This is a genomic window from Synechococcus sp. BIOS-E4-1 (assembly GCF_014279995.1).
Classification (GTDB): Bacteria; Cyanobacteriota; Cyanobacteriia; order PCC-6307; family Cyanobiaceae; genus Synechococcus_C.
Genome location: NZ_CP047935.1, coordinates 2,363,242 through 2,389,055 on the forward strand (window position 1 = coordinate 2,363,242; position 25,814 = coordinate 2,389,055).

General features: G+C 56.7%; 30 protein-coding genes. 17 read left to right on the plus strand and 13 right to left on the minus strand.

Going from position 1 to position 25,814, the window contains the following annotated elements; all coding sequences use genetic code 11:
• Nucleotides 1-92 precede the first annotated feature (92 nt).
• Nucleotides 93-1,421: a histidine phosphatase family protein gene (locus tag SynBIOSE41_RS12805; protein WP_186541205.1), complete on the plus strand. Its 1,329-nt coding sequence runs from the start codon at nucleotides 93-95 to the stop codon at nucleotides 1,419-1,421.
• An 11-nt stretch (nucleotides 1,422-1,432) separates the two neighbouring features.
• On the plus strand, nucleotides 1,433-2,713 hold the full coding sequence (locus SynBIOSE41_RS12810) for a dihydroorotase (protein ID WP_186538178.1): 1,281 nt from the start codon (nucleotides 1,433-1,435) through the stop codon (nucleotides 2,711-2,713).
• On the opposite strand, the gene lepB is transcribed toward SynBIOSE41_RS12810, so the two are convergent.
• Nucleotides 2,685-3,416: a signal peptidase I gene (gene lepB, locus SynBIOSE41_RS12815; protein WP_186538179.1), complete on the minus strand. Its 732-nt coding sequence runs from the start codon at nucleotides 3,414-3,416 to the stop codon at nucleotides 2,685-2,687. The two genes, SynBIOSE41_RS12810 and lepB, sit on opposite strands and share 29 nt — an antisense overlap.
• Nucleotides 3,417-3,498: 82 nt before the next feature.
• On the opposite strand from lepB, the gene SynBIOSE41_RS12820 reads away from it, so the two are divergent.
• Nucleotides 3,499-5,004 (plus strand): hypothetical protein, encoded by a 1,506-nt coding sequence (locus SynBIOSE41_RS12820; protein WP_186538180.1) that lies wholly within the window; start codon nucleotides 3,499-3,501, stop codon nucleotides 5,002-5,004.
• Here the strand turns inward: SynBIOSE41_RS12820 and SynBIOSE41_RS12825 are convergent.
• The 5 genes from SynBIOSE41_RS12825 to SynBIOSE41_RS12845 all read right to left on the minus strand — a co-directional run bounded on the left by SynBIOSE41_RS12825 (nucleotide 4,967) and on the right by SynBIOSE41_RS12845 (nucleotide 7,084).
• Nucleotides 4,967-5,326 (minus strand): arsenate reductase family protein, encoded by a 360-nt coding sequence (locus SynBIOSE41_RS12825; RefSeq protein ID WP_186538181.1) that lies wholly within the window; start codon nucleotides 5,324-5,326, stop codon nucleotides 4,967-4,969. The genes SynBIOSE41_RS12820 and SynBIOSE41_RS12825 overlap by 38 nt on opposite strands.
• Before the next feature lie 2 nt (nucleotides 5,327-5,328).
• The gene (locus tag SynBIOSE41_RS12830) at nucleotides 5,329-5,688 is read right to left on the minus strand and encodes a 2Fe-2S iron-sulfur cluster-binding protein (RefSeq protein ID WP_066905830.1); all 360 of its coding nucleotides are present in this window, start codon (nucleotides 5,686-5,688) and stop codon (nucleotides 5,329-5,331) included.
• A gap of 108 nt (nucleotides 5,689-5,796) precedes the next feature.
• Nucleotides 5,797-6,309: an inorganic diphosphatase gene (locus SynBIOSE41_RS12835; protein ID WP_186538182.1), complete on the minus strand. Its 513-nt coding sequence runs from the start codon at nucleotides 6,307-6,309 to the stop codon at nucleotides 5,797-5,799.
• Nucleotides 6,251-6,478, minus strand: coding sequence for a hypothetical protein (locus SynBIOSE41_RS12840; protein ID WP_066905834.1), 228 nt, complete (start codon nucleotides 6,476-6,478; stop codon nucleotides 6,251-6,253). Before SynBIOSE41_RS12840 ends, SynBIOSE41_RS12835 begins: the two co-directional genes overlap by 59 nt.
• A gap of 141 nt (nucleotides 6,479-6,619) precedes the next feature.
• Nucleotides 6,620-7,084 carry a resolvase gene (locus SynBIOSE41_RS12845; protein ID WP_186538183.1) on the minus strand — a complete coding sequence of 155 codons (465 nt, stop codon included), beginning with the start codon at nucleotides 7,082-7,084 and terminating at the stop codon, nucleotides 6,620-6,622.
• A gap of 147 nt (nucleotides 7,085-7,231) precedes the next feature.
• Here SynBIOSE41_RS12845 and SynBIOSE41_RS12850 point away from each other — a divergent pair, with 147 nt between their 5' ends.
• The 4 genes from SynBIOSE41_RS12850 (at nucleotide 7,232) to SynBIOSE41_RS12865 (ending at nucleotide 11,987) form a co-directional block, all read left to right on the plus strand.
• The gene (locus tag SynBIOSE41_RS12850; RefSeq protein WP_186538184.1) at nucleotides 7,232-9,022 is read left to right on the plus strand and encodes a proline--tRNA ligase; all 1,791 of its coding nucleotides are present in this window, start codon (nucleotides 7,232-7,234) and stop codon (nucleotides 9,020-9,022) included.
• A gap of 38 nt (nucleotides 9,023-9,060) precedes the next feature.
• Nucleotides 9,061-9,483: a photosystem II protein Psb27 gene (gene psb27 / locus SynBIOSE41_RS12855; protein ID WP_066906123.1), complete on the plus strand. Its 423-nt coding sequence runs from the start codon at nucleotides 9,061-9,063 to the stop codon at nucleotides 9,481-9,483.
• 117 nt (nucleotides 9,484-9,600) lie between these two features.
• Entirely contained in the window at nucleotides 9,601-10,920 is a 1,320-nt protein-coding gene (locus SynBIOSE41_RS12860) for an adenylosuccinate synthase (RefSeq protein ID WP_186538185.1), read from the plus strand.
• A gap of 53 nt (nucleotides 10,921-10,973) precedes the next feature.
• Entirely contained in the window at nucleotides 10,974-11,987 is a 1,014-nt protein-coding gene (locus SynBIOSE41_RS12865; RefSeq protein WP_186538186.1) for an adenosine kinase, read from the plus strand.
• On the opposite strand, the gene cutA is transcribed toward SynBIOSE41_RS12865, so the two are convergent.
• Complete coding sequence (gene cutA / locus SynBIOSE41_RS12870) at nucleotides 11,923-12,294, minus strand: divalent-cation tolerance protein CutA (protein ID WP_370594127.1); 372 nt, start codon at nucleotides 12,292-12,294, stop codon at nucleotides 11,923-11,925. The genes SynBIOSE41_RS12865 and cutA overlap by 65 nt on opposite strands.
• Entirely contained in the window at nucleotides 12,254-13,093 is an 840-nt protein-coding gene (locus SynBIOSE41_RS12875; RefSeq protein ID WP_186538188.1) for a precorrin-6A/cobalt-precorrin-6A reductase, read from the minus strand. The genes cutA and SynBIOSE41_RS12875 overlap by 41 nt, the downstream gene beginning before the upstream one ends.
• A 14-nt stretch (nucleotides 13,094-13,107) precedes the next feature.
• Between SynBIOSE41_RS12875 and SynBIOSE41_RS12880 the strand changes: the two genes are divergently transcribed.
• Nucleotides 13,108-13,560, plus strand: coding sequence for a single-stranded DNA-binding protein (locus tag SynBIOSE41_RS12880; RefSeq protein ID WP_186538189.1), 453 nt, complete (start codon nucleotides 13,108-13,110; stop codon nucleotides 13,558-13,560).
• Between the two features lie 22 nt (nucleotides 13,561-13,582).
• On the opposite strand, the gene SynBIOSE41_RS12885 is transcribed toward SynBIOSE41_RS12880, so the two are convergent.
• On the minus strand, nucleotides 13,583-13,795 hold the full coding sequence (locus tag SynBIOSE41_RS12885) for a hypothetical protein (protein ID WP_186541207.1): 213 nt from the start codon (nucleotides 13,793-13,795) through the stop codon (nucleotides 13,583-13,585).
• A 68-nt stretch (nucleotides 13,796-13,863) separates the two neighbouring features.
• Here SynBIOSE41_RS12885 and SynBIOSE41_RS12890 point away from each other — a divergent pair, with 68 nt between their 5' ends.
• The 3 genes from SynBIOSE41_RS12890 to SynBIOSE41_RS12900 are packed head-to-tail and all read left to right on the plus strand — an operon-like array spanning nucleotide 13,864 to nucleotide 16,393.
• Nucleotides 13,864-14,448: a DUF2854 domain-containing protein gene (locus SynBIOSE41_RS12890; RefSeq protein ID WP_186538190.1), complete on the plus strand. Its 585-nt coding sequence runs from the start codon at nucleotides 13,864-13,866 to the stop codon at nucleotides 14,446-14,448.
• Nucleotides 14,441-15,298 carry an acetylglutamate kinase gene (argB, locus tag SynBIOSE41_RS12895; RefSeq protein ID WP_186541209.1) on the plus strand — a complete coding sequence of 286 codons (858 nt, stop codon included), beginning with the start codon at nucleotides 14,441-14,443 and terminating at the stop codon, nucleotides 15,296-15,298. Before SynBIOSE41_RS12890 ends, argB begins: the two co-directional genes overlap by 8 nt.
• A 3-nt stretch (nucleotides 15,299-15,301) precedes the next feature.
• Nucleotides 15,302-16,393, plus strand: a complete 1,092-nt coding sequence (locus SynBIOSE41_RS12900; protein WP_186538191.1) for a DUF3153 domain-containing protein — start codon at nucleotides 15,302-15,304, stop codon at nucleotides 16,391-16,393.
• Nucleotide 16,394: 1 nt separating this feature from the next.
• On the opposite strand, the gene priA is transcribed toward SynBIOSE41_RS12900, so the two are convergent.
• Nucleotides 16,395-18,686: a primosomal protein N' gene (priA, locus tag SynBIOSE41_RS12905; RefSeq protein ID WP_186538192.1), complete on the minus strand. Its 2,292-nt coding sequence runs from the start codon at nucleotides 18,684-18,686 to the stop codon at nucleotides 16,395-16,397.
• A gap of 307 nt (nucleotides 18,687-18,993) precedes the next feature.
• Between priA and rpoD the strand changes: the two genes are divergently transcribed.
• Nucleotides 18,994-20,415 carry an RNA polymerase sigma factor RpoD gene (gene rpoD, locus SynBIOSE41_RS12910; RefSeq protein WP_186538193.1) on the plus strand — a complete coding sequence of 474 codons (1,422 nt, stop codon included), beginning with the start codon at nucleotides 18,994-18,996 and terminating at the stop codon, nucleotides 20,413-20,415.
• 236 nt (nucleotides 20,416-20,651) lie between these two features.
• Nucleotides 20,652-21,068 (plus strand): DUF3104 domain-containing protein, encoded by a 417-nt coding sequence (locus SynBIOSE41_RS12915; protein WP_186538194.1) that lies wholly within the window; start codon nucleotides 20,652-20,654, stop codon nucleotides 21,066-21,068.
• 240 nt (nucleotides 21,069-21,308) lie between these two features.
• On the opposite strand, the gene SynBIOSE41_RS12920 is transcribed toward SynBIOSE41_RS12915, so the two are convergent.
• Complete coding sequence (locus tag SynBIOSE41_RS12920; RefSeq protein ID WP_186538195.1) at nucleotides 21,309-21,662, minus strand: hypothetical protein; 354 nt, start codon at nucleotides 21,660-21,662, stop codon at nucleotides 21,309-21,311.
• Nucleotides 21,663-21,869: 207 nt separating this feature from the next.
• On the opposite strand from SynBIOSE41_RS12920, the gene SynBIOSE41_RS12925 reads away from it, so the two are divergent.
• The 4 genes from SynBIOSE41_RS12925 (at nucleotide 21,870) to SynBIOSE41_RS12940 (ending at nucleotide 23,573) form a co-directional block, all read left to right on the plus strand.
• Nucleotides 21,870-22,136: a Nif11-like leader peptide family natural product precursor gene (locus tag SynBIOSE41_RS12925; protein ID WP_186538196.1), complete on the plus strand. Its 267-nt coding sequence runs from the start codon at nucleotides 21,870-21,872 to the stop codon at nucleotides 22,134-22,136.
• Between the two features lie 132 nt (nucleotides 22,137-22,268).
• The gene (locus SynBIOSE41_RS12930; RefSeq protein WP_186538197.1) at nucleotides 22,269-22,499 is read left to right on the plus strand and encodes a Nif11-like leader peptide family natural product precursor; all 231 of its coding nucleotides are present in this window, start codon (nucleotides 22,269-22,271) and stop codon (nucleotides 22,497-22,499) included.
• A gap of 365 nt (nucleotides 22,500-22,864) precedes the next feature.
• Nucleotides 22,865-23,146 (plus strand): Nif11-like leader peptide family RiPP precursor, encoded by a 282-nt coding sequence (locus SynBIOSE41_RS12935; protein ID WP_186538198.1) that lies wholly within the window; start codon nucleotides 22,865-22,867, stop codon nucleotides 23,144-23,146.
• Nucleotides 23,147-23,315: 169 nt separating this feature from the next.
• The gene (locus tag SynBIOSE41_RS12940) at nucleotides 23,316-23,573 is read left to right on the plus strand and encodes a Nif11-like leader peptide family natural product precursor (protein ID WP_186541212.1); all 258 of its coding nucleotides are present in this window, start codon (nucleotides 23,316-23,318) and stop codon (nucleotides 23,571-23,573) included.
• Between the two features lie 350 nt (nucleotides 23,574-23,923).
• Here the strand turns inward: SynBIOSE41_RS12940 and SynBIOSE41_RS12945 are convergent, their stop codons facing one another.
• Nucleotides 23,924-24,886 carry an AEC family transporter gene (locus SynBIOSE41_RS12945; RefSeq protein ID WP_186538199.1) on the minus strand — a complete coding sequence of 321 codons (963 nt, stop codon included), beginning with the start codon at nucleotides 24,884-24,886 and terminating at the stop codon, nucleotides 23,924-23,926.
• A 384-nt stretch (nucleotides 24,887-25,270) separates the two neighbouring features.
• Entirely contained in the window at nucleotides 25,271-25,723 is a 453-nt protein-coding gene (locus SynBIOSE41_RS12950; RefSeq protein WP_186538200.1) for a DUF6561 domain-containing protein, read from the minus strand.
• Nucleotides 25,724-25,814 lie beyond the last annotated feature (91 nt).

Genomic DNA, 25,814 nt, shown 5'->3' on the forward strand with positions numbered 1-25,814 from the left:
GTTGGATTCTCGTCGGTAGCGCGTGCCACAGCCGATGAAGAGTGCACCTGGGTCACGCTCATACGATGGCGGCGCTCTCTCAGCATGTAGCGGTGCCCCTGCGTCTTCTCCTCGTTCGCCACGGTCTCAGCAGCTTCAATGTGGAGCGGAGGATCCAGGGGCGGGACGATCTTTCCACACTCACTGTCTCAGGACAGGAGCAGGCTCGCCTGCTCGGGCAGGCGCTTCTCGATGTCCCCATCCAGGCGGTTTACAGCTCCCCGCTGAAACGGGCTGCATCCACAGCAGCGGGAATCCTTGAAAGCCGTGACGACGGACTTGAAGCTCGCTTCGATGATGGGCTCCTGGAGATTGATCTCGAGCCGTGGAGTGGACTGACAGCATCCGAACGATCGGAACGCTTCCCAGAGGAATTCGCCACCTGGAAACAGAAGCCCGAAGCGTTGGAGTTGATCAGAAAGGACGGAAGCCGTTATCGCCCTTACGAGGAGTTGATGCAGCAGGCCCGACGCTTCCTGGACGAACTGGTCAGGCGCCATCCCGTGAACAGCGATGACACCGTGTTGCTGGTGGGGCACAACGCCATCCTGCGCTGCCTGATCGTGAGCTTGCTGGGGGATCCGGAACGGGGCTTCCGTCGACTCCGCCTCGACAATGCCTCACTCTCGATCTTCAATCTCAGCCCATCCGACAACGGCCATCAGGTGCAGATCGAGTGCATGAACAGCACTGCGCACCTCGACCCTCCACTTCCTGCCAAGGGCGCAGGATCGCGGCTGATCCTTGTGCGACATGGCGAAACGAACTGGAATCGAGAAGGTCGCTTCCAGGGGCAGATCGACATCCCTCTCAACAGCAATGGGCATGCTCAGGCGGAAGCTGCGAGGGGCTTTCTGCAGGACGTGTCGTTGCAGAAGGCCTACAGCAGTTCGATGTCACGCCCGCGCGAAACGGCTGAGGGCATCCTGAAATCTCACCCAGGCATCTCGATCACACTCACGGACGGACTGATGGAAATCGGTCATGGCCTCTGGGAGGGCAAGCTTGAATCGGAAATCAGCACCGACTGGGGCGATCTGCTGGAAGAGTGGAAACGCTCACCAGACACGGTGCAGATGCCTGAAGGGGAAACAATCCAGGACGTGTGGAATCGCTCCGTTGACAGCTGGAATGCGATTGCATCCAGCCTCGATTCCACGGAAACCGCTCTGGTGGTGGCCCATGACGCTGTCAACAAAACAATCCTCTGCCATCTTCTGGGTCTCACCCCTGCTGACATCTGGGCCGTGAAACAGGGCAACGGAGGCGTCACGGTGGTCGACATGCCATCCGAACCGGGTCAGCCTGCAGTGATTGCCTGCCTGAACCTCACCTCCCACCTCGGCGGCGTGATCGATCGCACGGCGGCCGGAGCGCTCTGATACTGAGTTCGATGACCGAGATGATCCTGCTCGACCCCGTGAGGGTGCTGGTCGGTCCCGACCAGCCGCTGCAGGAGCAGGGTGCGGCCCTGCTCTGTGAGGGACGTCTCGAAGCACTGGGCGAACAGGCCCGCGAAGCGGCTCGATCAGCGGGCATCGCCTCGAGGGCTGCCGGGCATCAGCTGCTTGCTCCATGCCTGGTCGATGTTCATTCCTATCTGCCGGAACCATTCCAGAGCAGGGGCGAAACCCTGGAAAGCCTCGTGCGCTCTGCCGCTGCAGGCGGATATGGACAGTTTGCTCTGCTGCCGAAGGCGTCAGGTAATCGTCGTGAACGACCTGATCGACTTCGCGGATTTGTGCTGTCCGGCTGTGACGTGGCTGTCCATCTCTGGGCTGGTTTCAGTGAGGAAGGAAAGGGCGAACAACTGACTGCCCATGCCGACCTGATCGAGGCGGGTGCTGTGGGTCTGTCGGATGGCGACAGCATGCCGCCGATCCCCTTGCTCGACCGCGCCCTCACCCTTGGCGAATCAGGTTCATCTCCTGTTCTGATCCCACCCCTGGATGCCGTTCTGCGCGGAGAGGGCCTACTGCGGGAAGGCCCCGAAGCACTGAGAGCAGGCTGGCCCACTGATCCTCTGAGCAGCGAAACGTTGCCCCTCAGCCAGCTTGCTCAGCTTCAGCAGGAGCACCAACAGCGCAAGTTGATCCTGATGGGTCTGTCCACCGCAGCAGGGGTTGATCTCCTCCAGCGGTCGCCGTTGCCTCCTGCCGCAACCGTCAGCTGGTGGCATGTATTGACGAGTAACAGTTCCAACGCGGCAACGGCAGCCTCCTGGTTTGTTTCACCTTCGCTGGGCAACAGAAGAGATCGCGATGCACTGATTGAAGGCCTAAGCACTGGCCTGATCCAGGCAATCGCTGTGAATGCATCACCGCTTGACGATGAAGAGTGCCTGCTGCCTCCTGATCAACGCCAACGCGGAATTGCCGGTCATCAACATGTGCTTCCCTCTCTCTGGCAAGCGCTTGTGGTGTCGAAGGGCTGGACAGCTGAACATCTCTGGGACGTGCTCAGCTTCGGGCCCGCCCGACTGCTGGGGGTTGAAGAAGAGCGTCTGATCCCGGGAAGCAATCGCTGGCTTCTGTTTGATCCGGAGGTGATCTGGACCCCCACGCGATCGGATCCATGGGCGTCGAGGGCAGCCAATCAGCCATGCCTCAACCGGCCCTTAAGTGGACGTGTTCTGCGGTGCGGCCTCAGGACCCCAGCGAGCCCAGCCGATTGAGAGGCCAGAACCTCCAGAGTGCTCGGCCGATGATCTGATCCTCAGGCAGGAAAGGACCACCTGGCCAGTAGCGTCCGTCCCAGCTGTTGCTGCGGTTGTCGCCCAGTGCGAGCACATGCCCTTCAGGCACCGTCACATTCAGCGTGCGGCAAAGACTCATCCCCTGCTCATCCACCGGGCAGTATTTGGTGACGTAGGGCTCATCCACGGGATCTCCATTCACGCGCACTTCACCACGCGGGTTCACGGAGACCTGGTCTCCACCCACAGCGACAACCCGCTTGATGTAGGCATCGCATGCAGGGTGGCCAAGACCGGGGATCAAACCCAGAAGAGGGAAGTTGGCCAGTGCACAGCGGAACGTGGGTGGCGAGCCAGCGGTTTTCAGCGCTGGATCAAAAGCATGCGGTGAGTTGAAGACAACAATCTCTCCACGCTTTGGACCGCGTGTGGCGTAAGAGAGTTTTTCAACCAGCAGCCGGTCCTGGATCTGCAGACCTGGAAGCATCGATCCGGAAGGGATGAAGCGTGCTTCAGCCACGTAATGACGGATCCCGAGATACAGAGCCAGGGTGAAGATCACTGGCCCCCAGAAATCCCAGAACGGATGTCCTTTGGGGCCCTGCGACTTGGAGGGAGCCGCAGAAGAATCCGATTGAGAATCAGCTTGTGGAGGCGAAGCGTCGTGCTGGGCGTCTGGCAACGGAAACCTTGCTGACCTTGAGGCCCCCAAGATAGGCCTGATGGCGATGGCCTCCTAGCCTCAGCTGAGAACGCTCACACCCATGGTCAGACCTCGGTGGCAAGGTGTGAAACCCTCCGCGAGCCGTCGCTTCTGGCTTGGCTGGGACAGGTTGATCGCAGGAATCGCAGCACTGAACCTGGCCTGGGTCGTCTTCGATGTGACCTATGTGCCCCTGCGCAACTTCTGGCTGCAGCGCACACTCTTTCCGCTGCCCTCCATCAGCCTCGCTGTTCCGCTGCCCTGGCTGCCCGACATCACACCTCTGTACGACCCGGTGAAGGGAATTGAGCCCCATCAGGACACCGAGGCCTACATCAAACATTTTCAGCGTTTGGAACGCACCGCCGCAGCCAGCGGCATCAACAGCCCCGCAGCCAAACAGCTGCGTCTGGAAATGGTGGTGCGCAACAGTCAGCTGATCGATGAGAACCCTTTTGTCAGCTCCGACAAAACGGGAACACTGGAAAAAATCAAGAGTCGCCTGAGGGCCAGGGCAGGCATGGATTCAGCCAAACAATCCGCCGCCCATCTGCTTGGAGACCGCTATCTCACAGATGCAAGATGGTCGGCAGAACGCAGGTTCTGGCGCAAAAGCATTCTTCCACTCGCTTCCACGAATTACTGGCGCGGCACCGATGAAAACGGCCAGCCGATCGATCTCTCGTGGAGGATCGATCTTCCCTTCCAGATTCTGTTCCTTCTGGACATCATGCTGCGGGCCATTCGGCTGAAGCAGCGCTACCCGGCCATCGCCTGGAGAGACGCACTGCTGCGTCGATGGATTGATTTACCGCTGCTGATTCCGTTTTGGAGACTGCTGCGAATCGTGCCCGTCACAGAGCGTCTGTCCAGCGCACGCATGATCCAGCTGGAACCGCTTAGAGCCGCAGTCAGCCGTGGTGTGGTCGCCGTACTCGCCCTCGAGTTATTCGAAGTGATCACTCTGCGCATCCTTGATGCTGCTCAGGATGCAGTGCGTTCGCCCCATTGGCCTGAGAAGATTCGTCGCCTCTGCAGCCATCAGAGCATCGAATCGGATGGAGAAAGAGAACTCGCTGAACTGCTGCGCCTGTGGCTTCCATTGGTGCTAACTCAGGTGGGACCAGGCATGCGCCCCCAGCTGGTTGCCCTGGTGAGTCATGCTCTGCGACGCAACCTTGAGGAGACGGCGATTCCGGCTCGGCTTCGAGCACTACCTGGGATGGACAAAGCCGAAACTCAGCTCAGTCTTCAGCTTTCGACAGGCCTCGTTGATTCACTGTTGAATCTCTCCCGCAACGCAGGCGATCGTTTTGCACAGAAGGACCCCATGCTTCAAGAACTGGGGATCCAGGCCATTGACCGTTTCTGGGAAGAACTGGCGAAGACCCTGGAACAGGGTCCGGTGCTTGAACGCAGTCAGGAACTCGTGGCGGCTTTTCTCGAGGATTTCAAGAGAAGCAGCATGAACCAGCTGAGATTCCAGAAAGATGTTGACGAACTGATCACGGAGCTTGACGGATTGAACTTCAGCTCAGAAGCGACTCAGACCAAATCTCGGGCTTGAAACCGACCAGAAATCGACCATCAGGACATTGAACAAACGGTCGCTTGATCAGTTTTCCGTCTGCGGCAAGGGCTTGGAGCGCCTGCTCATCGCTCATCAGTTTGACCGCTTCAGCACCGATAGCCCTGTAGCTCTGACCACTGGTGTTGAACAAGGGCTTGACCTGTCCGAACTGCCTGAATGCCAGCTGAAGGAGATCGAGCGATGGGGGATCAAGGGTGATATCAATCACCTCGTGATCCAAGCCCTCTCTTTCAAGCCATGCAAGAGCTTTCCGGCAGGTGCTGCAACGGGGATAGCTGAAAACAGTGAAATCAGCCACGCCTATCGACCGAGAAGGCTCTTGACAGCACCAACAAGGCTATTGGAGCCCTGACCCACACCGTCTCCGGGACGCGTCCGGATCGTCACGTCACCATTGACCGTGGTCCGACAGCTGAGGCGGTAGTTGGCAGGACGGTCAGCCAGGTAAACCTCCTCGACATCACTGAGGGGAGAGAGGTTCTGCGCACCCTCAAGAACTTCGATCACGCAGGTGCCACACTGGCCGACGCCACCACAGTTGTTGAGATTGTTCAAACCTTTGTAAGGGTTGACACCTGCTGAGAGAGCCGCTTTGCGCAGGTTGGCACCCTCAATGCAGCCAATTTGTTGGCCTTCCTGCTCAAAACGGATGGTGGGCACGGATCTTTTACGTAGGAATGTCTCTTAATTTACAAGGCCCGCGATTGCATTCGAGGATTTCTTCGCGTGAACCAGGCTGAGCACGGTGCTCTCTGGTCCGATGACCGATCAGGCGGAAGCAGCCTGAACGCAAGTCTCAAGCAGAGGCTGCACCGCATCCACATCGCGCCAGCCTCCGATCTCCGTCACACGGCCTTCCATGTTTTTGTAGGTGCGGAAAAATTCAGCAACATCCTCCAGTTGGCTGGGAGCGATCTGCAGAATGCTCTGAATGCCCTGCTGACGTGGGTCGGCCACAGGCACGCAAAGAATTTTGCCGTCGTAATGGCCCATGTCATGCATATCAAGCACCCCAATGGGTCGTGCCTGAATCAGGCATCCCGCAAAAGTGGGCTCAGCCATGATGACCATGGCATCGAGGGGTGATCCATCTTCGGCAAGGGTGTTGGGGATAAATCCGTAATCGAATGGATATCTGACTGATGAATGAAGAACCCGGTCGAGAGCCATCACACCAGCTTCAGCAAAGTATTCATATTTATTGCTGCTTCCCGCTGGAATCTCAACGATCAGATTCACCAGTCCTGGAGACGGAGATGGGGTAAGAGCCCTGAGATCCATAACTCTCCTTGGCGGTGACGGAGGTGTGGGTGGGGCGATCGGTCAGCACAGCGGCCAATGGAATACCCAGCCCTGTGATGGCGAGGGTGAACCCGAGAACAGCAAGAGCAGGGATGGCCACGAACTGCGCAGCATGCGCAGGGGGCTTGGGGGCAGGCTCAGGGTCCATTCAGTGGTGGTCGGGGACATCCCGGACTTCATGCACAGGGCTTAGAAGTCATACAGAGCGCACAAAGAACGACCTGTCGGGAGATTGAGTTGTGAATGCGAGGAATCAAAACTCACTTGTATTCTGACATCACTGCAAGTCTTATGCAGCAGGACGTTCCTGACGATCACGGCGTGATGCCAAATCAGAGGGAGCTTCAGGAAGACCATCGAGGCGGGATCTGATCAGACGCAGCTCATCGAGAATGGCTCCAAGCACCTGCTGCGTGGCCGTGGAAGGGGAATTGAGGACCTCAACGGTGACCTCCTTGATCCTCAGAACATCCTTGGCAAATCGCGCCACCTCATTGGGATGGAACAGAAGAGGATCTTTCTGATCACTTCTGTATTCAGGGTTGAGCTTGCGGGGATTAAAAACCGGGTTGAGGTTACGCGGATCAGTGTTGGTGTAGCGATACACCGATGCACGCGATCGATTCAACGACTTCTGAACATCATCGATACCAACCAACGCATCCGACTGAGAAAGAACTGCGGCAGCATCACTCCGAAAATCCGAAGATCCACTCACGGCCGGTACTGAAACTTCTAACGGCCGAGGAAACATGAGACAGCGCTGGGACAGCTTGGATTTTGCAGAACATAGCAGCTGAGACTCAGGACGCCAGCATCGATCACAGCAAAAGTGACAGTTCCCGGATCGACCGTTTTCTTGGCGGTGATAGCTTCCTGGCCCCCTCTATAAATTCCTGTCATGCGCGTCTCCCGCCTGTCGCTGGTGACGTTGAGGAACGTGCCCGCGGACGCTGAAATCCCATCTCATCAATTGCTTGTTCGTGGTGGTTACATCAGACGTGTTGGACCGGGTATTTACGCTTACCTCCCCTTGATGTGGCGCGTGCTGCGCAAGATCAGCACGATCGTTCGTGAGGAGCTTGACAGCCTCGGCGCGCTTGAAACACTGCTGCCACAACTGCAACCCGCCGAACCATGGGAACGCAGCGGTCGATGGCAGGGCTATACCGCCGGCGAGGGCATCATGTTTCACCTGGAGGATCGTCAGGGCCGGCGCGTTGGCCTTGGCCCTACCCATGAGGAAGTCGTCACGGAACTCGCCGGGGAGCTGCTGCGCTCCTACAAGCAGCTGCCGGTGACGCTCTATCAGATTCAGACCAAGTTCCGCGATGAGATCAGGCCCCGTTTCGGGCTGATGCGCAGTCGCGAATTCATCATGAAGGACGCCTACTCCTTCCATTCCGACGCAGCGGATCTGGAGCAGACCTATGCCCTGATGGCCGGGGCCTATGCCCGCATCTTCAAGCGCTGCGGTCTCAATGCTGTTGGTGTTGATGCCGACAGCGGCGCCATCGGAGGAGCCGCTTCCCAGGAATTCATGGTGATGGCGAATGCAGGCGAAGACCTGATCCTCTCCACGCCCGACGGGAGCTATGCCGCCAATCAGGAGAAAGCGGTGTCGCATCCATCCCCAGCGGAGGCTCTGCCGCCAGGCGAGGAACGACAGTTTGATACTCCGGATCAGACCTCAATTGAGGATCTCTGCTCCGCCAACGGCCTCTCTCCTTGTCAGACCGTCAAGGTGCTGGCGCTGCTCGCCCGCCTGGATGATGGTCGAGAACAACCCCTGCTGGTCAGCCTGCGTGGAGACCAGGAACTGAATGAGGTCAAGTTGACCAATGCCGTGACCCAGCGACTGGGATCGTCTGCACTGGAGATTGCACCAATCAACCCCGAGCAGCTCCGGCAGCAGGGTCTTGCGCCCCTGCCCTTCGGCGCCATCGGCCCGCACCTTGAAGACAGCTCATTGAACGGTGCCCGCAGCTGGGAAATCCGTTTTGAACGTCTGGCCGACCCAACCGCCCTCGATCTTGAGCGCTTTGTCTGCGGCGCCAACTGCTCTGACCAGCATCGCTGGGGGGCGACCTGGTCCTCCATGCCCGCACAGATTCGTGCTGATCTCCGCAATGCCAAGGCCGGAGATCGGTCTCTCCACAATCAGGAGCAGATTCTTGAAGAGCGCAGGGGCATCGAAGTGGGGCACATCTTCCAACTGGGAAGCAAATACTCCGACGCGCTCGAGGCACGTTTCACCGACAAAGATGGCAAACAGTCGTCCCTGCTGATGGGTTGCTATGGCATTGGCATTTCCCGCCTCGCCCAAGCGGCAGTGGAACAGCATCACGATGACGCGGGCATCTGCTGGCCCGTGAGCATTGCGCCCTTTCAGGTGATTGTTGTTATTGCCAACGTTCAGGACCCGACACAGCTGGCTCTTGGAGAGGCTCTCTACGGATCGCTGCAATCCAAAGGGGTTGAAGCACTTCTAGATGACCGCAGCGAACGTGCCGGAGTCAAATTCAAGGATGCCGATCTGATTGGAATCCCATGGCGAATCGTTGTGGGTCGCGAAGCGGAGTCCGGACGGGTCGAGCTGGTGGAACGATCCACTCGCTCAAACAGCACCATGTCTGATCAGGACGCGCTGACCTCTGTGCTCGAGGCCGTCAAGGGTCGCCCGCTGATTTAGTGCTGCTCCGCCTTAAAATTCGTCAAACTTTTCCTGCCATGCGAATCGCGCTGCAACGCCTCAGCCGCCAACTCAGGGGGTTCACACTGGCCCTGTGCCTGGGTCTCTCTTTGTTGCTCACCGCCTGCGGCGACTCGGTCTCGACCATGACTGGTGACTACGTCGAAGACACAGTGGCAGTCGTTCATTCGCTGCAGACCACGCTTTCACTTCCCTCAGATGCGGAAGGCTTGCAGGCCTCGGAGCAGGAAGCCCACGACCTCATCAATGACTACATGTCGCGGTATCGCCCAAAGTCCAGGGTGAACGGTCTCAGCTCATTCACCACGATGCAGACTGCTCTGAATTCCCTGCAGGGTCATTACAACACCTACACCAATCGGCCTGTGCCGGAAGCACTGCGCACGCGCGTCGAAAAAGAGCTGAGCAAAGCCGAAAAAGCCGCTCTTCGTGGCACCTGATCTCAAGAACCCACAAGGTTTCTCAAGATGCAATCACAATTTCGCAACTCTCTTTGACCTCAGGCAGGTGGATCTGAGAGAGTTCCGGATTGTGCAGAATGGCGGCTTCGGGCCGCGATGTCTTTGGCCAATGTTGTCGTCATCGGTGCGCAGTGGGGTGACGAAGGGAAAGGAAAGATCACAGATCTCCTCAGCCGTTCCGCTGATGTAGTCGTTCGCTATCAGGGGGGCGTCAATGCTGGCCACACCATCGTTGTGGACGATCAGGTTCTGAAGCTTCACCTGATCCCCTCTGGAATTCTCTACCCCGACACCATTTGCCTGATCGGCTCAGGAACAGTGGTCGATCCCAAGGTGATGCTCGGCGAACTCGACATGCTGATCGAGAACGGCATCGACATCGCCGGGCTGAAGCTGTCTTCCACAGCGCATGTGACCATGCCCTACCACCGTCTGCTCGACCAGGCGATGGAGAAGCAGCGAGGCGATCGGCGCATCGGCACCACGGGGCGGGGCATCGGTCCGACCTACGCGGACAAATCCCAGAGAAGTGGAATCCGCGTGATCGACCTTCTTGACGAATCGCGTCTGCGCGACCGCCTTGAAGGCCCATTGAATGAGAAGAACCAGCTTCTGCAGACCATCTACAACGTGGAACCGCTCGATGCCGAAGCGGTGATCAGTGAATACCTGGCCTACGGCAAACGACTGGCACCCCATGTCGTGGACTGCACACGGGAGATTCACCAGGCGGCGCGCGATCGCAAAAACATTCTCTTCGAGGGCGCACAGGGAACTCTGCTTGACCTCGACCACGGCACCTATCCCTATGTCACCTCCTCCAACCCTGTCTCAGGCGGAGCCTGCATTGGAGCTGGGGTGGGTCCGACCCTGATCGACCGCGTGATCGGTGTGGCCAAGGCCTACACAACCAGAGTGGGAGAAGGGCCGTTCCCCACCGAACTCGATGGCAGCCTCAACGATCATCTCTGCGACCGAGGTGGCGAGTTCGGCACCACCACCGGCCGGCGCCGGCGCTGTGGCTGGTTCGACGGTGTGATCGGACGCTATGCCGTCGGCGTGAACGGCCTGGATTGCCTGGCCGTCACCAAACTCGATGTGTTGGACGAGCTCGACGAACTTCAGGTTTGTGTGGCCTATGAACTTGATGGGGAAAGGATCGAACATTTCCCTTCCTGTGCCGAGGCGTTCGCCCGCTGTCAGCCGATTTTCGAGACGTTCCCTGGCTGGCAGTGTTCCACCGCTGAATGCCGCACCCTTGAGGATCTTCCCGAAAAAGCCATGGCCTACCTGCGCTTCCTGGCCGATCTGATGGAGGTCCCGATCGCCATCGTGTCACTGGGTGCCGGTCGCGATCAGACCATTGTTGTTGAGGATCCGATCCACGGTCCAAAACGGGCACTGCTCAGCGCCTGATTCCGGCACGCCCATCAGGGCGTAAGACTGCCGCAGTCAACACCAGATTGTTCATGGCCGATTCCTCCCGTTTCCAGCCCAACGCCTCCCTGGATGTGGTGGGAATCGGCAACGCCATTGTTGATGTACTGGTCCAGACCAAGGACGGTTTTCTCAGCGAGCACGGTCTGCAGAAAGGGGGCATGTGCCTCATTGATGAACAGCAGGCGGAAGCTCTCTACACATCCAGTGGTCCTGGACTGGAAACCTCCGGTGGATCCGTGGCCAACACCATGGTCGGCATCGCTCAGCTTGGCGGCCGAACAGGGTTTATCGGTCGGGTGCGTGATGACCAGCTCGGATCGATCTTCAGCCACGACATTCGTGCAGTGGGAACCAGGTTTGAGACACCCTCCGCAACCACCGGCGCCACCACTGCACGCTGTCTCATTTATGTGACTCCCGATGCAGAGCGCACGATGTGCACCTTCCTCGGGGCATCAACACAGCTTGAGCCGGAGGATCTGGACCTCTCCATGGTCAAGGAGACGAAAGTGCTCTATCTGGAGGGCTATCTCTGGGACAGCCCTGCAGCCAAGCGGGCCTTCATCGCTGCAGCGGAGGCTTGCCGTGCTGCAGGAGGGAAAGTCTCTCTCTCCCTCTCCGACGGCTTCTGCGTGGATCGCCACAGGGAAAGCTTTCTCGAACTGGTGAACGGTCATGTCGATATGCTGTTCGCCAATGAAGTGGAGATCAAAGCCCTCTATCAAACCGAAGACTTCGACACCGCAATCGAGAAGGTCCGCGGTTGTTGCTCCGTGACGGCAGTCACCCGCGGAAGCGATGGATCGGTTGTACTCAGCGGAGATCAGCGCTGGGACATCGGCATCTACGGGCTCGGCGAACTGGTTGACACCACCGGTGCCGGTGATCTCTACGCCGGAGGATTTCTGCATGCCTTCACCCAGGGCGATTCACTGGAGCGCTGCGGACAGCTGGGAGCGCTTTGCGCCGGTCAGATCGTCACCCAGCTGGGTGCTCGCTCCCAGGTCTCTCTTCCTGAGCTGATGAAGGAGCATCTGGGCTGAGAGCATCCAGCGCCCATGCCGCATAGGCAGCTCCAGCCTGAGCTACCAGCTGGAGGATTTCGGGAGTGTCATAGCTGTGCAGTTCCTCGAGAGCTGAAAGCAACTGCTCCAGGCGTTGAGAGCTCGTCTTGATCAGCAGCTGCACTTCCTGCGAACGCTCAATCTCCCCCTGCCAGCGGTAGCAGGACTGCACTGGCATCAAGCTGACACAGGCAGCTAGACGGCGCGTGATCAACTGCTCAGCGAGGGCTCCCGCCTTGATCTGATCAGCCTCCGTGGTGAGGACCAGTCTCAGGTCCGTTGACATGGTCATTCAGCTGTCGACACAACTGGCTCACGCTATGAACCACGTCAACGTTGGGCATCGGGTTGGGTCGTTTCAGCTTCCAGAGCCGAATGGAGTGGCGGCGAGCCAGATCACTCCAGAGTTGATCCGCAGCTCCACCCGACTGACGACAGAGCACATCGGTGATCTGCCAGCGGCGACACAGCGCAGCTTCCAATCCACCGGTGCGATAACCGGTTCCAGGCCTCAACACGGCAAGCCGCTCGCCGAACAATCCCGCAAGACCTGCTTGGCGAATGGCTTCAGGCGTGGGCAGAACCCTGGCGTGAACAGAGGCTCCTGCCAGCCTGGCCGCCGCAGCGGCGGAGGCCAGCTGCCGCGCTCCGACGGCAAGAAGCAGACGGTGGCCCGAAAGAGCACAGTCAGAAAGATCACCCACTGTTGAGAGCACTGATCCATCCGACACGTCGTGATCAGGCCGCTCGAACCGAAGCAGCGGCAGGTTCAGGATGGAGCAGGCCATGCGGAGTTGAGCACTGATCTGCAGGGCGAAGGGATGGGTCGCATCCAGAACAAACGTCACGCCCAGCGCCGTCAGGTGTTCCTCGAGAGAGTCCTGAGAGGGGAAAGCTCCCACATGCAGGTCATGCAGGGGCATGGCGGAGTAGGACCTTGCCCCAGCTGCACTGACAACGCTGATACTGACGCGGTGACCGGACTCCAGCAGAGCCCCGGCGATCACTGGTCCCTCACCGGTTCCAGCGAAGACCAGCACATGGTTCTGGCGATTCCGCCAGCGGTGCATCAGGATGGCGCTCACCGACCAGGCCGAGGATGAATCACTGCGTACTCGAGGTGGATGTTCTACAGGCTCCCACCCTGCGATACACCCAAGACAACCAGACACCAATCGCTGAAATGGAGGTTGGTTTTGATGCGTTGCGTCCCGATGACCCCAGAGGCCAACTCAAGGTGGTGGGATGGGGCAACCTCGCCCAGGACCTGCAGAATCGCGTGCAGGTGGGCCAGCGTCTGCTGATCGAAGGCAGGCTGCGGATGAACACGGTGCCACGTCAGGACGGCACCAAGGAAAAACGCGCTGAATTTACACTCGCCCGGCTCCACCCTGTGACTGGTGGAGCCGGTTCCACGGCTCAGGCCCAGCCCGCAGCGGCCGCTCCTGCCAAACGATCTGAAGCGGCTCCTGCTCCTGCTCCTGCAAAAGAGCCCGCAGCGCAGTGGAACACCGCGCCGCTGGTTCCAGACACGGACGACATCCCCTTCTGAAAACTGGGCACAGTCTTCAGAGCTATTCGGAGCCGGAGCTGAAATGTTCTGAAGCTCGCTGCAACAGCTGGCCAAGCTCACGCTCGAGTGCGGCCAGGTCCAGGCGAAATTCCTGCCATCGCCCCCGGTCAATCTGTTCCAGCAACCAGGCCCTGTCCTGCTCCAGCTGCTGAATCAGCGCTGTTGCATCCTGCGTGGAGTTCTGATCCTGGTCTTGCGATCGGGTGCTGTCCATCAACTGCGGCCGCAGGCCCATCCATCCTGAACCCCGCACGGTCAGAATGGCGCCACTTCCAATGCCGCATGAACGATCTGCTCTCGCCAGGAAGCCTGGTCACCATCGCCGGCGGTGTGCTCACCGTGGTTGGTTCTGTGGCCTACGGCACCGGCGCTGCCAACTTGAGCCTGCCGACAATTTTTTACGGCATTCCGATCCTGCTTGGGGGACTGGCCCTGAAATCGTCGGAGCTGCCACCGGCCAAGCGTGTAACGCCCAGAGCACAACTCAAGACAGAACGTGAGGCTGCCACTCCTGAGCTGGGAAAACTTCTTAGCGATGTCACACGTTGGCGTTATGGCCAGAAAGCGCATCTGGAAAGTTCTCTGGAATCGCTCAAGCTGTGGGATGAAGACAACCCTCCTCAGCTGCTCGAGGTCGAGGAGATCATTCGTAGCGGTCACTACGGACTGCGGCTGCGTTTCGCCTGTGAGGCCGTTCCCCTGCAGATCTGGCAGGAGCGAAGAGACCGATTAAGCCGTTTTTTTGCCAAAGGCCTCGAGGCAACAATCACCCCTCTCAACGGAGACCGCCTGGATCTGATTCTCCTGCCAGTGGGCGTTTCGGCATCGGATCAGCAAGGTGACTCCGGAGAACAAGCGAATGGATGATGCCCTCAGGGTCTCTGTTCTGAGTGAGGCTCTTCCTTACATTCAGCGCTTCGCAGGCCGCAGGATCGTGGTCAAGTACGGCGGTGCGGCCATGGCCCATGCCGAGCTGCAAACAGCCGTGTTCAGAGATCTGGCGTTGCTCTGCAGTGTCGGAGTCCAGCCTGTTGTTGTGCACGGCGGGGGGCCAGAGATCAATCACTGGTTGAAGCGACTGGCCATCGCACCTGAATTCAGGGATGGGCTGCGAGTGACTGACCACGAAACAATGGACGTGGTGGAAATGGTTCTAGTTGGTCGAGTCAACAAACAGATCGTGAACGGACTCAACCGACTTGGCGCCAAAGCGGTCGGCCTGAGCGGCAGTGACGGCAGCCTGGTGGAAGCGCGCTCCTGGGGGGATGGCAGCCACGGGATGGTCGGCGATGTGGCCAAAGTCAATCCCGACGTGCTCGAAGCACTGCTTGAGCGTGGTTATTTGCCCGTGATCTCCAGCGTGGCCGCTAACCCCGACGGAGTGGCCCACAACATCAACGCCGACACCGTGGCCGGTGAAGTAGCCGCCTCCCTGGAAGCCGAGAAGCTGATTTTGTTGACGGACACACCAGGAATCCTGCGCGACCGCGAGGATCCGGGATCGCTGATCCGTCAGCTGAAGCTTTCAGAAGCCAGACAACTGATTCAGGAGGGTGTGGTTGCAGGGGGCATGACACCCAAGACCGAATGTTGCATCAGAGCTCTCGCCCAGGGAGTTGCCGCTGCCCACATCGTGGATGGACGCGTCGCCCATGCCCTGCTGCTGGAAGTGTTCACCGATGCCGGCATCGGCACCATGGTGGTGGGACGCAGCTGAGGCATGAGCACAGGGCTTGCAGCAGCCGAGCGGGCACTTGAACGCGGTGATTACGGCCTGTGTCTGCGCCTGCTGGAGCCTCTCGCCGACGCGAACCCGATCACTGAACCCGAGGGAGCTGCCATCCGGATGGTGATGGTGACGGCCTGGATGGGACAGGGGGAGGAACGCAAGGCGATCTCCACCTGTCGTCTGCTCACACGTTGCAAGGATCCTGATCTGCGCAACCGGGCTCGTCAGTTGCTGAGTGTTCTCGAAGCGCCAAGCCTTGAGCGTCCGGCACGCTGGTCGATGCAGCTACCGACACTGGACATGGCTCCCCGCGTGGGGAAAGGGACTCTCACCAGCCGGCGAAGACGTGGCCCACCTCCACCGCCTCCACCGCCAACGGGACCAACGCAGGCACCATCAGCAGGTTTTGCCGTGCTGGTGCTGGCGGTACTGATCGGACTGACTCTGTTGCTCAGCGGCTGCGTACGCGTCACGGCCGAGCTTGATCTGGCGGGTCCGGATCGCCTGGCGATGAGCTGGCGAATCAACAGCCTCAGTGGCCACAGTCTTCCCTGGCAGCAGAACTTTGCGAAGGCGCTGCGTTCGGAAGGCCTCAACTGGAGGGTGCATCAGGACAGGACAGGCTCCCTCAACCTGATCAGCCCCACCCTGGGGGCAGGTCAGGCCGCCACGCTGATGCGCAGAAGTGTGGAGCTGGCTGGACGCAGCGCTGGCGTGACCCTCCCCACCCCGGATCTGGCGATTGTGGAGAGAAACTGGTTGGTGGGGATGCAGCAGCAACTGAACCTGCGCCTCGACCTCTCTCCACTCGCCGAGTTTCCCGCCGGCGATTTGCAGATCAGCATCACCCCAATTCAGGATCTTCAGCAGGTCAGCAGCAGTCCTATGAAGGGTCGGTTGGAAGGGAATGTTCTGCTCTGGACCCTTGACAGCGGCAGCGTCAACCAACTGCAGATCCAGCGATGGCAGTGGAGTCCTCTCGGGCTGGGCAGTGTGCTGATCGTTCCGCTGCTGCTGCTGAGTTTTCTGCTCCAGTCCATGCGGGTTCGACTCGGATTTGGCTATCCCCAGCTGCCGTCCTGATTCACAGCTGCAGAGGATCAGGGTCAACGGCCAGCGAAACATCTTTTGGGAGCCCTTCCCACAGGCCGGTTCCGGATGGCAGGGGAATCTCACTGTGCTGGGGACCGTGCAGAAGCAACTGCCAGCGACTGCGGCCCGCCACCCGAGCCACAGGAGCGGGCGCAGGGCCGAGCAATTGCCAGCCTGCCGCGGCACAGCCTGCGCGAATCCGTTCAGCCAGCAGGGTTCCAGCGGTCGCTGTATCGCTGGCCGACTGACCTGAGAGGCGAATCAGGCAAGCCCGCGCAAATGGAACCAGTCCTGCTTCACGGCGCAGGGCCGATTCCTCTTCCAGAAAACGTTCGTAACGACCATCCACCAGATGACGGATCACTGGATGGTCAGGGCTGTAGGTCTGGACCAGCACCTCACCGGGCTTTTCTGCGCGTCCGGCTCGGCCAGCGAGTTGAAGAAGCAGTTGCAGGCACTGCTCTCCAGCCCTCAGATCAGGTCGATGCAGAAGACCATCGGCGGCAAGCACCGCCGCCAAAGTTACGCGCGGCAGATCCATCCCTTTGGCCAGCATCTGCGTCCCGACCAGCACATCGGCCTCACCCTCCGCAAACTGAGCCAGCAGTCTTCGATGACCATCACGACCACCGGTGGTGTCCCGATCAAAGCGCAGTAGACGCAGATCACTGAGTTCCTCGCCAAGACGCTCCAACACCCGTTGAGTACCTGCACCAAAGGGCTTGAACGCCAGGGAACCGCATGATGTGCAAGAGGGGGTGATGGGGGCTCGATGGTCACACCAGTGACAGCGCAGCCACTGCTGTGCGCCCCGATTGCCGTGAACGGTCAGAGGGACGTCGCAATGAGGGCACATCACCACCTCTCCACAACTGCGACAGCTCAGAAACGTGCTGTATCCGCGCCTCGGCACCAGCACGACTGCCTGTTCCCCTTTGTCCGGGAGCTGGGCCAACCGGTCCATCAGGGCACGACTGATCAAGCGTTTATTGCCCTCGGCCAGTTCATGACGCATGTCAATGATCCGGACGGGTGGCAGTGGCTGGCTGGAGATCCGCGAGCGCAGCCGGGCGAGAACCAGAGTTCCTTGAGGCTGGAGACGGCTCCAGCTTTCGAGGGAGGGTGTCGCGCTGCCGAGCAGCAGACGACCACCCTGCAACCTCACCCGCTCTGACGCCATGACCCTTGCGTGGTAACAGGGCATGGGTGAGTCCTGCTTGTAGGAATTGTCGTGTTCCTCATCCAGCACCAGCAGACCCAGCGGGCGCAGGGGAAGAAACACCGCGGAGCGAGTACCTACCACCACAATGGGATCGGTACTCTCGAGACAACGACGCCAGGTGCGAACCCGCTCACTGGACGTGCAACCGCTGTGATATTCCAGAACCCGCCCTCCGAAACGCTGACGACAACGATCCACGAGCTGGGGAATGAGGCCGATCTCCGGAGTGAGCAGCAGAACGTGACGGCCAGCCATCAGCTCCTCAGCTGCCAACTGCAGGTAGACCTCGGTCTTGCCGGAGCCTGTAATGCCCCAGAGCAGCAGTCCTCCACCCTCGGGGAGTGATTGAAACTGGCTAACCACGGCTTGCTGCTCATCCGTCAACAATCGCGGTGACTCCAGCTCGGCAGGGCAGGGCGTCTCCGGGTCTGATCCACTGGAAGCGTTCGCTGGCTTGCGTTGTCTGCGAATCAGGCCCTTGCTCTCCAGGCTCTTGACGGTGCCTGTTTGGAACCCCTCCGCCAGAAGGTCACGTTGCCAAGCGCCACCGCCCCTGCGTTCGAGCTCCACCAACAGCTCGCATTGCCTGGAAGCCTTCGGCATGGCTGTTGGATCAGCAGCTTCAAGCCGCTCAACCCACCAGAGCTGACGCAGGGCCGGTGCCGCACAAGGCCGTTGTCCCAGCCATCCCGGAGGCAATGCCGCCTTGAGCATCCGAAAGGAACTGGTGTGGCAAAGAGCTGCCATGGCGTCCAGCCATGAGCGCCATGACGGGTCGACTGCAGCGCGCTGCACCAGCTCTTCGACCGGGTTGAGCTGAACGGCGTCGCTGTCGGCACAATTCGCCACTGCTTCGAGTGGCCTGCAGCCGGTGACCAGCCCCTGCAGTCGACGGCCTCTCAGACGGACCGCCACCAGATCTCCCAGTCCCACTCCGAGACTGTGACTGTCGCAATAGCTGAAAGTACGCCCGTCACGACCGGCCTCCAGCCAGACATCGACTTCCGAAATCAACTGCGCGGCAGGAGGGCTGGAGGATTGATTGACGGGGGTTGCCGACATCACATGTTTTTCTTAAGATACAGATGTTGGACAGCTCAACAGCTGTTGTCGGAACAGAGCAGAGTTCCGTCCAGTGGGAAGACACGAAGCTCGAGCCAGGGGTTACCCCGACGGCCGACCGGTCTGAGAACGCCCCTGACAGCCCTGCCCCAGCCCAAAGCCCACCAATTGATTCTCGATCACTGCTCTCAGTTGTCACCCCGTCTGTTTTGGGGAGGCTTCAAGGCGGTGATGCGTCACCAGGCCGAGCTTGGTTGCGTACCAGTTGACTGCGTTAGTTCCGTACACCCTCACCATCCCAATCCCCATGAGTCCTGCTGCAAGCAAGTCAGCTCAGCCCAAGACTGCTTCCTCCAAAGCAGCGACGTCTAAGGCGACTCCATCCATCGTGATGTTGGCGGATTCCAAAGGACTGCCCAAGGGTGTGAGCAAGAAGGCCAAGCCGGAGTCAAAGACTTCAGCAGCAAAGTCATCTGCCACGAAGGCAGCCACGAAATCGAAGCCGGCCACGAAAAGCAGCTCAGCCAAAAGCTCAACTACAGCCAAGAGCGCAACTGCAGCCAAGGGTGCAGCAGCCGCCAAGACAGCAAAGAGCGCGAAAACCCCTGCGAAAGCAACCCGAGCCAAGAGCTCGACCGCTGCCAAGCCCGCTGATCTTGATGCCGCCGCTGATCAGTTGCTGGCCAAGACCTCTGGCAACCCTTCCATCAGCAAAGAAGAGAAAGCCAAAGCAGACGCCAAGGCCAAGGTGCTGGCGAGCATCAAAGTTGGCCCCAAAGGGGTCTACACCGAGGATTCGATCAGGGTCTATCTGCAGGAAATCGGCAGGATCCGCCTGCTGCGGCCAGACGAAGAAATCGAACTGGCCAGAAAGATCGCTGACCTTCTCTACCTCGAGGAGCTGGCTGCCCAGTTCGAAAGTGACAACGGCCGCGAACCCGATAACAAGGAATGGGCGGCGCTGGTGGAGATGCCGCTGATTCGTTTTCGCCGCCGACTGATGCTCGGGCGTCGGGCCAAGGAAAAAATGGTTCAGTCGAATCTGCGCCTTGTGGTCTCGATCGCCAAGAAATACATGAATCGTGGCCTGAGCTTCCAGGACCTAATCCAGGAAGGCAGTCTCGGACTGATTCGTGCCGCGGAGAAATTCGACCACGAGAAAGGCTACAAATTCTCCACCTATGCCACCTGGTGGATTCGTCAGGCCATCACACGGGCCATCGCTGATCAAAGTCGAACAATTCGCCTGCCGGTCCATCTCTACGAGACCATCTCCCGCATCAAAAAGACCACCAAAGTGCTCAGCCAGGAGTTCGGCCGCAAACCCACGGAAGAAGAGATCGCTGAATCAATGGAAATGACCATTGAGAAGCTGCGCTTCATCGCCAAGAGCGCCCAGCTGCCGATCTCCCTTGAGACCCCAATCGGCAAAGAAGAGGATTCCCGCCTCGGCGACTTCATCGAAGCCGATATCGAGAATCCCGAGCAGGACGTGGCCAAAAATCTTCTGCGTGAGGATCTCGAAGGCGTACTGGCCACGCTCAGTCCGAGGGAGCGCGACGTGCTCCGTCTTCGCTACGGCCTGGATGACGGACGCATGAAGACCCTCGAGGAAATCGGCCAGATCTTCGACGTCACCCGTGAGCGGATCCGCCAGATCGAAGCCAAGGCATTGCGCAAGCTGCGGCATCCCAATCGGAACGGGGTCCTGAAGGAATACATCAAGTAGTGAGCAAGCAGGGTCAAAACTGGCTCTGCCATTCCTTCAAACCAACTGCTACACAGGGGTTCTTAGCCGAGAGCCCCTTCTTTATGAGAGCCTCCAAAAAGAAGGGGTCTCCGTGGAATCTCCTCCGAAAGGTGACAGGGATCTCGTTACAAATCTATGTCGAACAGGGGGCTTAAAGGCCCGGACGAACCCAGAAGGGACCCCTAGCCTGGGCAGTACTCCTGTATTGGTTCCGGATGAGTGTTGACCGCCTCAGCGAGGCCAAGGCACCTGTTGAAAAGAGACCTGTCTTCCTTGATGTGAAGCCTGGAATGACCGTGATCGTGAGAGATGACTACCTGGTGGGTGAGTCACAGGACAAGGATTGGTGGATGGGTCAGTTATCCATTGAGGTGGAGCAGCAAGAGACCAAGCATTCACAACTTCTTCCAGGTGGCTGGGTTGTTCCAGGCAGCCTTCTCGTTCATCAGAACTTCTCTGTAGGCATCTCGCATGGAATAACTACGAGTCACACCTTCATTTCACTGAGCTTTGACCTTCTTCCAAGAGTCAACAGTCACACCACTGACTGCATTTCCAAGTCGAGTGCTCTGGAAGTGCGTTTTGGGTTGAGCCCTGCCACAAGTGGAAGGAGAAGAAGGCTGAGGTGGTGACGAAGTGGAGGGAGAAGAGGAGCTCTGAGGTCTTTCTGGTCCACGGGATGGTGCTGGTGATGGGCTAGAGGCTGTGGCAGTGGTTTTTGAATCAGTCCCATTTCCTGAATTAGAGCCACCTCTCTCATCCCGATCAGGTCTGTCAGTTCTTGGCGTGTTTGGTGGGTTGTTATTGCTCCTACTACCACTGGAGTTATTAGAGCTGTTGTCAGCTCCATATTCGGGAAAGTTTTGACCCACTTAACGAGCAATGTTGTGAGCATCCCCTGCTGCTCTGACCAGAGATCGACGACCCTTACCACCAGTGAAGTATTGGTCAGCAGCACCAAAACCAATAGCAGTGCGAACACCACGATTACGAAGGGCTCCCCTCACAGCTTTAGAACCAAGACGAAGAATGCTTCCCAACCCTTCGTTGATCTGCTGTTGTTCGTAGCTCACATTCTCACTAATTCCATAAACACTGAACATATAAGCTTTAAACACTTCATCATATGAGTATTCAGAGAAGTCATACCCCTCATCCATCAAGAGTTGAATGGTGTCTTTGGCGTCAGTTAAATGCTGACCTTTAGCAAGTTCCGAGTAATCCATTGTGGTCCATGAGTCCTTTTGAGTATTTATGGGAGAGAGCTTCTAGCCTCATAAATAATGGTGTGAGTGTTTGAGATGCTCTCACACAACCTTTTAGGTTCTTATTGTTAGTCTCCGAGAAAGCCCAGTGGTTCCTAACCAGCACTTGGCTTTCTTGTTGGAAATATCAAAAGGTGTTGCTAGAACCACCAAAGGCTCCTGAAACCCATGTCAGAAGAGCAACTCAAAGCCTTTATTGAGAAGGTCAAAGCAGACACCAGCCTGCAGGAGAAACTCAAAGCCACTGCCGATTCTGATGCAGTTCTTGCGATTGCAAAAGAGGCTGGCTTTAGTATCTCTGCTGATGACTTGAAGAAGGCTCAATCAGCGATTTCTGAAGAAGAGCTGGAAGACGTTGCTGGAGGTGGCTGTGTTCATTCAGCTCACTGCAACTGTCTAAAACATTTCAAAGGTAGTTTGATAATTACCGTTTAATGCATAATGTATGCAATGAAATTCGAACTCAAGCCGACAAAGCAAATTACACTGATCACGCCCCGCCAAGTGCGGGGTTTTTTATTGCCAACTGCCGACTGCTGCTATGACTGCTGAACAGACCTGATACTCATGTCCCTAGAGCAACTCAAGGCATTTCTCTCCAAAGTCAAAGGTGATTCCAATCTTCAAGACAAGCTAAAAGCAGCTAAGTCACCTGAAGATGTTGTAGGAATTGCTAAAGAACACGGTCACGAATTTGGAACCGAACACATGCAAGAACTCAGTGAAGAGGAACTAGAAGGCGTGGCTGGTGGCTGGTGGCTCTCAGTGAAAGGCGTTGGCTCTTGTGGGCATTGTTGACCATTGTGAATACTGGGTGGGCCCCCTAGTTTCCACCGCAATGTGCAATCTCCCTTCTTGAAATCTTTTCCCCTCGGCTTCAAAACCTACACACTCAAAGCCTCTGCATTGACAGGGGCTTTTTATTGCTTCAACCTCGCCAATAAGCTCATAAATCAGCCTTCAATACCTGGCACGATTGAGCGCAGTTGAGCAGAAGTCAGGCGGGTTAAAGCGTTGCTCAATTAGGTAGTAACTGAAGCACCAGAAGCTCACCAGAACTTCTTGGGTGCTGCACCAGAGCTGTGTAGTGGAGTTCACCAGTAGAGCTGTGATCTTGAAGGAGTCCAGGGGGCAACACCCCCAAACATTCACTCCTTAGAACCATGACACAAGAACAACTCACGGCTTTCTTGGCTCACGTCAAAGGCAACACAAACCTTCAGGAGCAGCTCAAAGCAGCTGCTGATGTTGATGCTGTTGCTGCAATTGCCGAAGGCGCTGGATTAAGTATTTTTTCTGACGACATGGAGAACGCTCAGTCCGAGATCTCTGAAGATGAACTTGAAGACGTGGCGGGAGGTTTTTGGGTTTATACCAATTTTCCAGGGAAATTCTGTAAAGCGTATAGGGTATCTAAAAGGATATGCAGGAAATCGAAATCATGAGCTCTAGGATCTTACATACTCAAAGCTCCTGAGACCCCAGGGGCTTTGATTTCTTCAAAAGTCTGACTCATCCCAACAATCAGCCTTCAATACCTGGCGCGATTGAGCGCAGTAAGTATTAGCCAAAGACACTAAGGCAGACCATTGCTATAACCATTAAAGACTCCCGATACCCGTATCAGAAGAGCAACTCAAGGAATTCCTCTCCAAGGTCAAAGGCGAAACCACGCTTCAAGAGAATCTGCAAGCAGCTTCCGATGCTGATGGTGTTGTGGCGATTGCGAAGGAGGCGGGACTTAGCATCTCTGCTGATGACTTGAAGAACGCTCAATCAGAGGTTTCAGAAGAAGAGCTGGAAGGCGTGGGTGGTGGGTATGTATCTGCTGCATTTGAGTGCTGCATGAAGAGCGCTCAATCAAAATGGTAATCAAAGAGACCGTACGGGACCCGTCGATTCTGAGCCTACTCATCAAAGCCCCTGCAACCGCAGGGGCTTTTTATTTCTTCAATTACCCCAAAAAGACCACCAATTAGCATTCTACACCTGGCACGATTGAGCGCAGTAAATATTATCCAAAGCCTCTGCAGCAGACCGTTGCTAAAATTTCTCAACAGACTTAATAAACATGTCAGAAGAGCAACTCAAAGCCTTCCTCAAAAAGATTTAAAGCGACACAAGTCTTCAGGAGAAACTCAAAGCATCTGATGATTCAGATGAAGATCCAGTTCTTGCAATTGCAAGTGAATCTAAGCGCTTATTACTTTTAACAGCAATGTTCATGTAACAATCGCTGGAAACTCAGCAGCTAGCAAAGCGATGACAATTGTCAGAGTAATCATCGAAAGAATCGTTGTGCCCGCAACAATCGATTCAGTTTCCTCTACATAGACGTCATGTGATCGAGCGACAGCGTATTGACATTTCGCGGTGGGTACTGCACTACAAAGGATCACCGCAACAGCTGGAGCTGGTGGCAATTTAACAAGATCACAAACAAACCAGGCAAGCACAGGCATCAAAAATAATTTGAAAAATGTACACTCACTGACAATACGAATGTGGTTCCTAAAGAGAGTGAAGTTGAGTTGAGCCCCGATAGCAAACAGGGCAACTGGCGCCGTTGTGATGCCAACAGCATTCAAACTCGCTCCCAGTACACTGGGAAACTGAAAGCCCAGGAAGGAGAGTATTAAGCCTAGGATCATAGCAATAAAGTAATTCGCTTTCATCGCCTTCCAAATTGAGCCAAGCACCTTACGAACACTCAAGCCTGATTCCTCTTTGGATGTGTATTCATAAATAATCGAAGTGGTTTGGAGCCCTATAATCAAAACGATCACTCCAATAACTCCATACGTTGCGCCTCCAATGGGAAGCATGATGGCTAGAATTGGCAACGCAATCATGCAGGTATTTGAATAAGAAGCAGCAGCTGCAAAATATGAGCCAATCAATAAATTCTGACGCTTAACAACTCTTCCGTAAACATAGGATATCAAAAAAACAATAAATGAGACAAGAAGGTAACCGCCAAAGAATTGAAAATATTGAGAAAAGTCCTTAAACATATCTTGCCGAGTCATATCAAGCACAATCATGCATGGAATCGAGATATTCAACGCATAGCCAATGAGAATTCCACTATTCGCGGGATCAAACTTTTTAGTTCGCTTAGCAATGTAGCCAATGCAGAGGTAAGCAATAACAGGGAAGATCGCACTAATGATCGAATGTGGCATGGCGCAGAAGAAGTTCTATTGACAGTGGTAATGACATGGCCTTCTTGTAAAGCTGGAAGCACTGGCACTCAAATGCATTTTCATACCGATGAAAGCGCAGTACACAAGTCGAAAAGCCGGAAGGTGCTGCGATCAACTTGACTTAATCATGGCAAGCTCGATTGACTAAAGACCAATTAATTCTCAGCGCCCATGGGCCCAACCCTGAGAAGCTCTTCATCAAAATTTCAATATCAACCCAAAAACGCCTATTCAGGAACTGAGACCAGTCGCATTGTGTCAACTAAAACCTGATCTCATATCAAAAGCACCATGGTTATAAATCTCTATTTTTTGTAGAAAGCTTTATTGCTCCTTCGCAGCCTTCTTGAATTGAAAAATCGTTCAGTGGGACTCAATGCTGTCGGTAAATTCCTGAAATGCCTTCTTCAAACGCTCAACTGGCGTTTCCGATGGAGGACATTCCTGGTTGGTGGAACGGGTATAAGCCTGAAGAATGCGTGCTTCCGGCTCGAGCAATGCTGCAACAGCAGCCTTGAGCATCACAACATTGCGCTGGGGCGTTAACCCAGCCAGATAGGAATGCAGGGACCATGGCCCTGAATCATCGTGCTTTTCCAGCCGCAGAGGCCTGATCAACTGATAAGCCCGATCGCCGTCGGAGTCGGTGGTCTGCCTGAGCCTCGCCACCAGCATCACACCGCTGGTGAGTAGCACCAGTCGAATCGATCCCTCGCTCAACAAAGGCAGAAAAGGTACTGATTCATCCACCGGAGCAAGAGACGAGCCAGCAGTTGAATGGCTCACCTTCACCCCGTTGACCACAGGACCAGGCATTACAACTCTCGAGAACGATTTGATCGTAAAGCTGCTCGCTTAAAACAGTGAGTCGTCATCCAGAGGCAAGAAGCCCCCACGGGCCTGCATT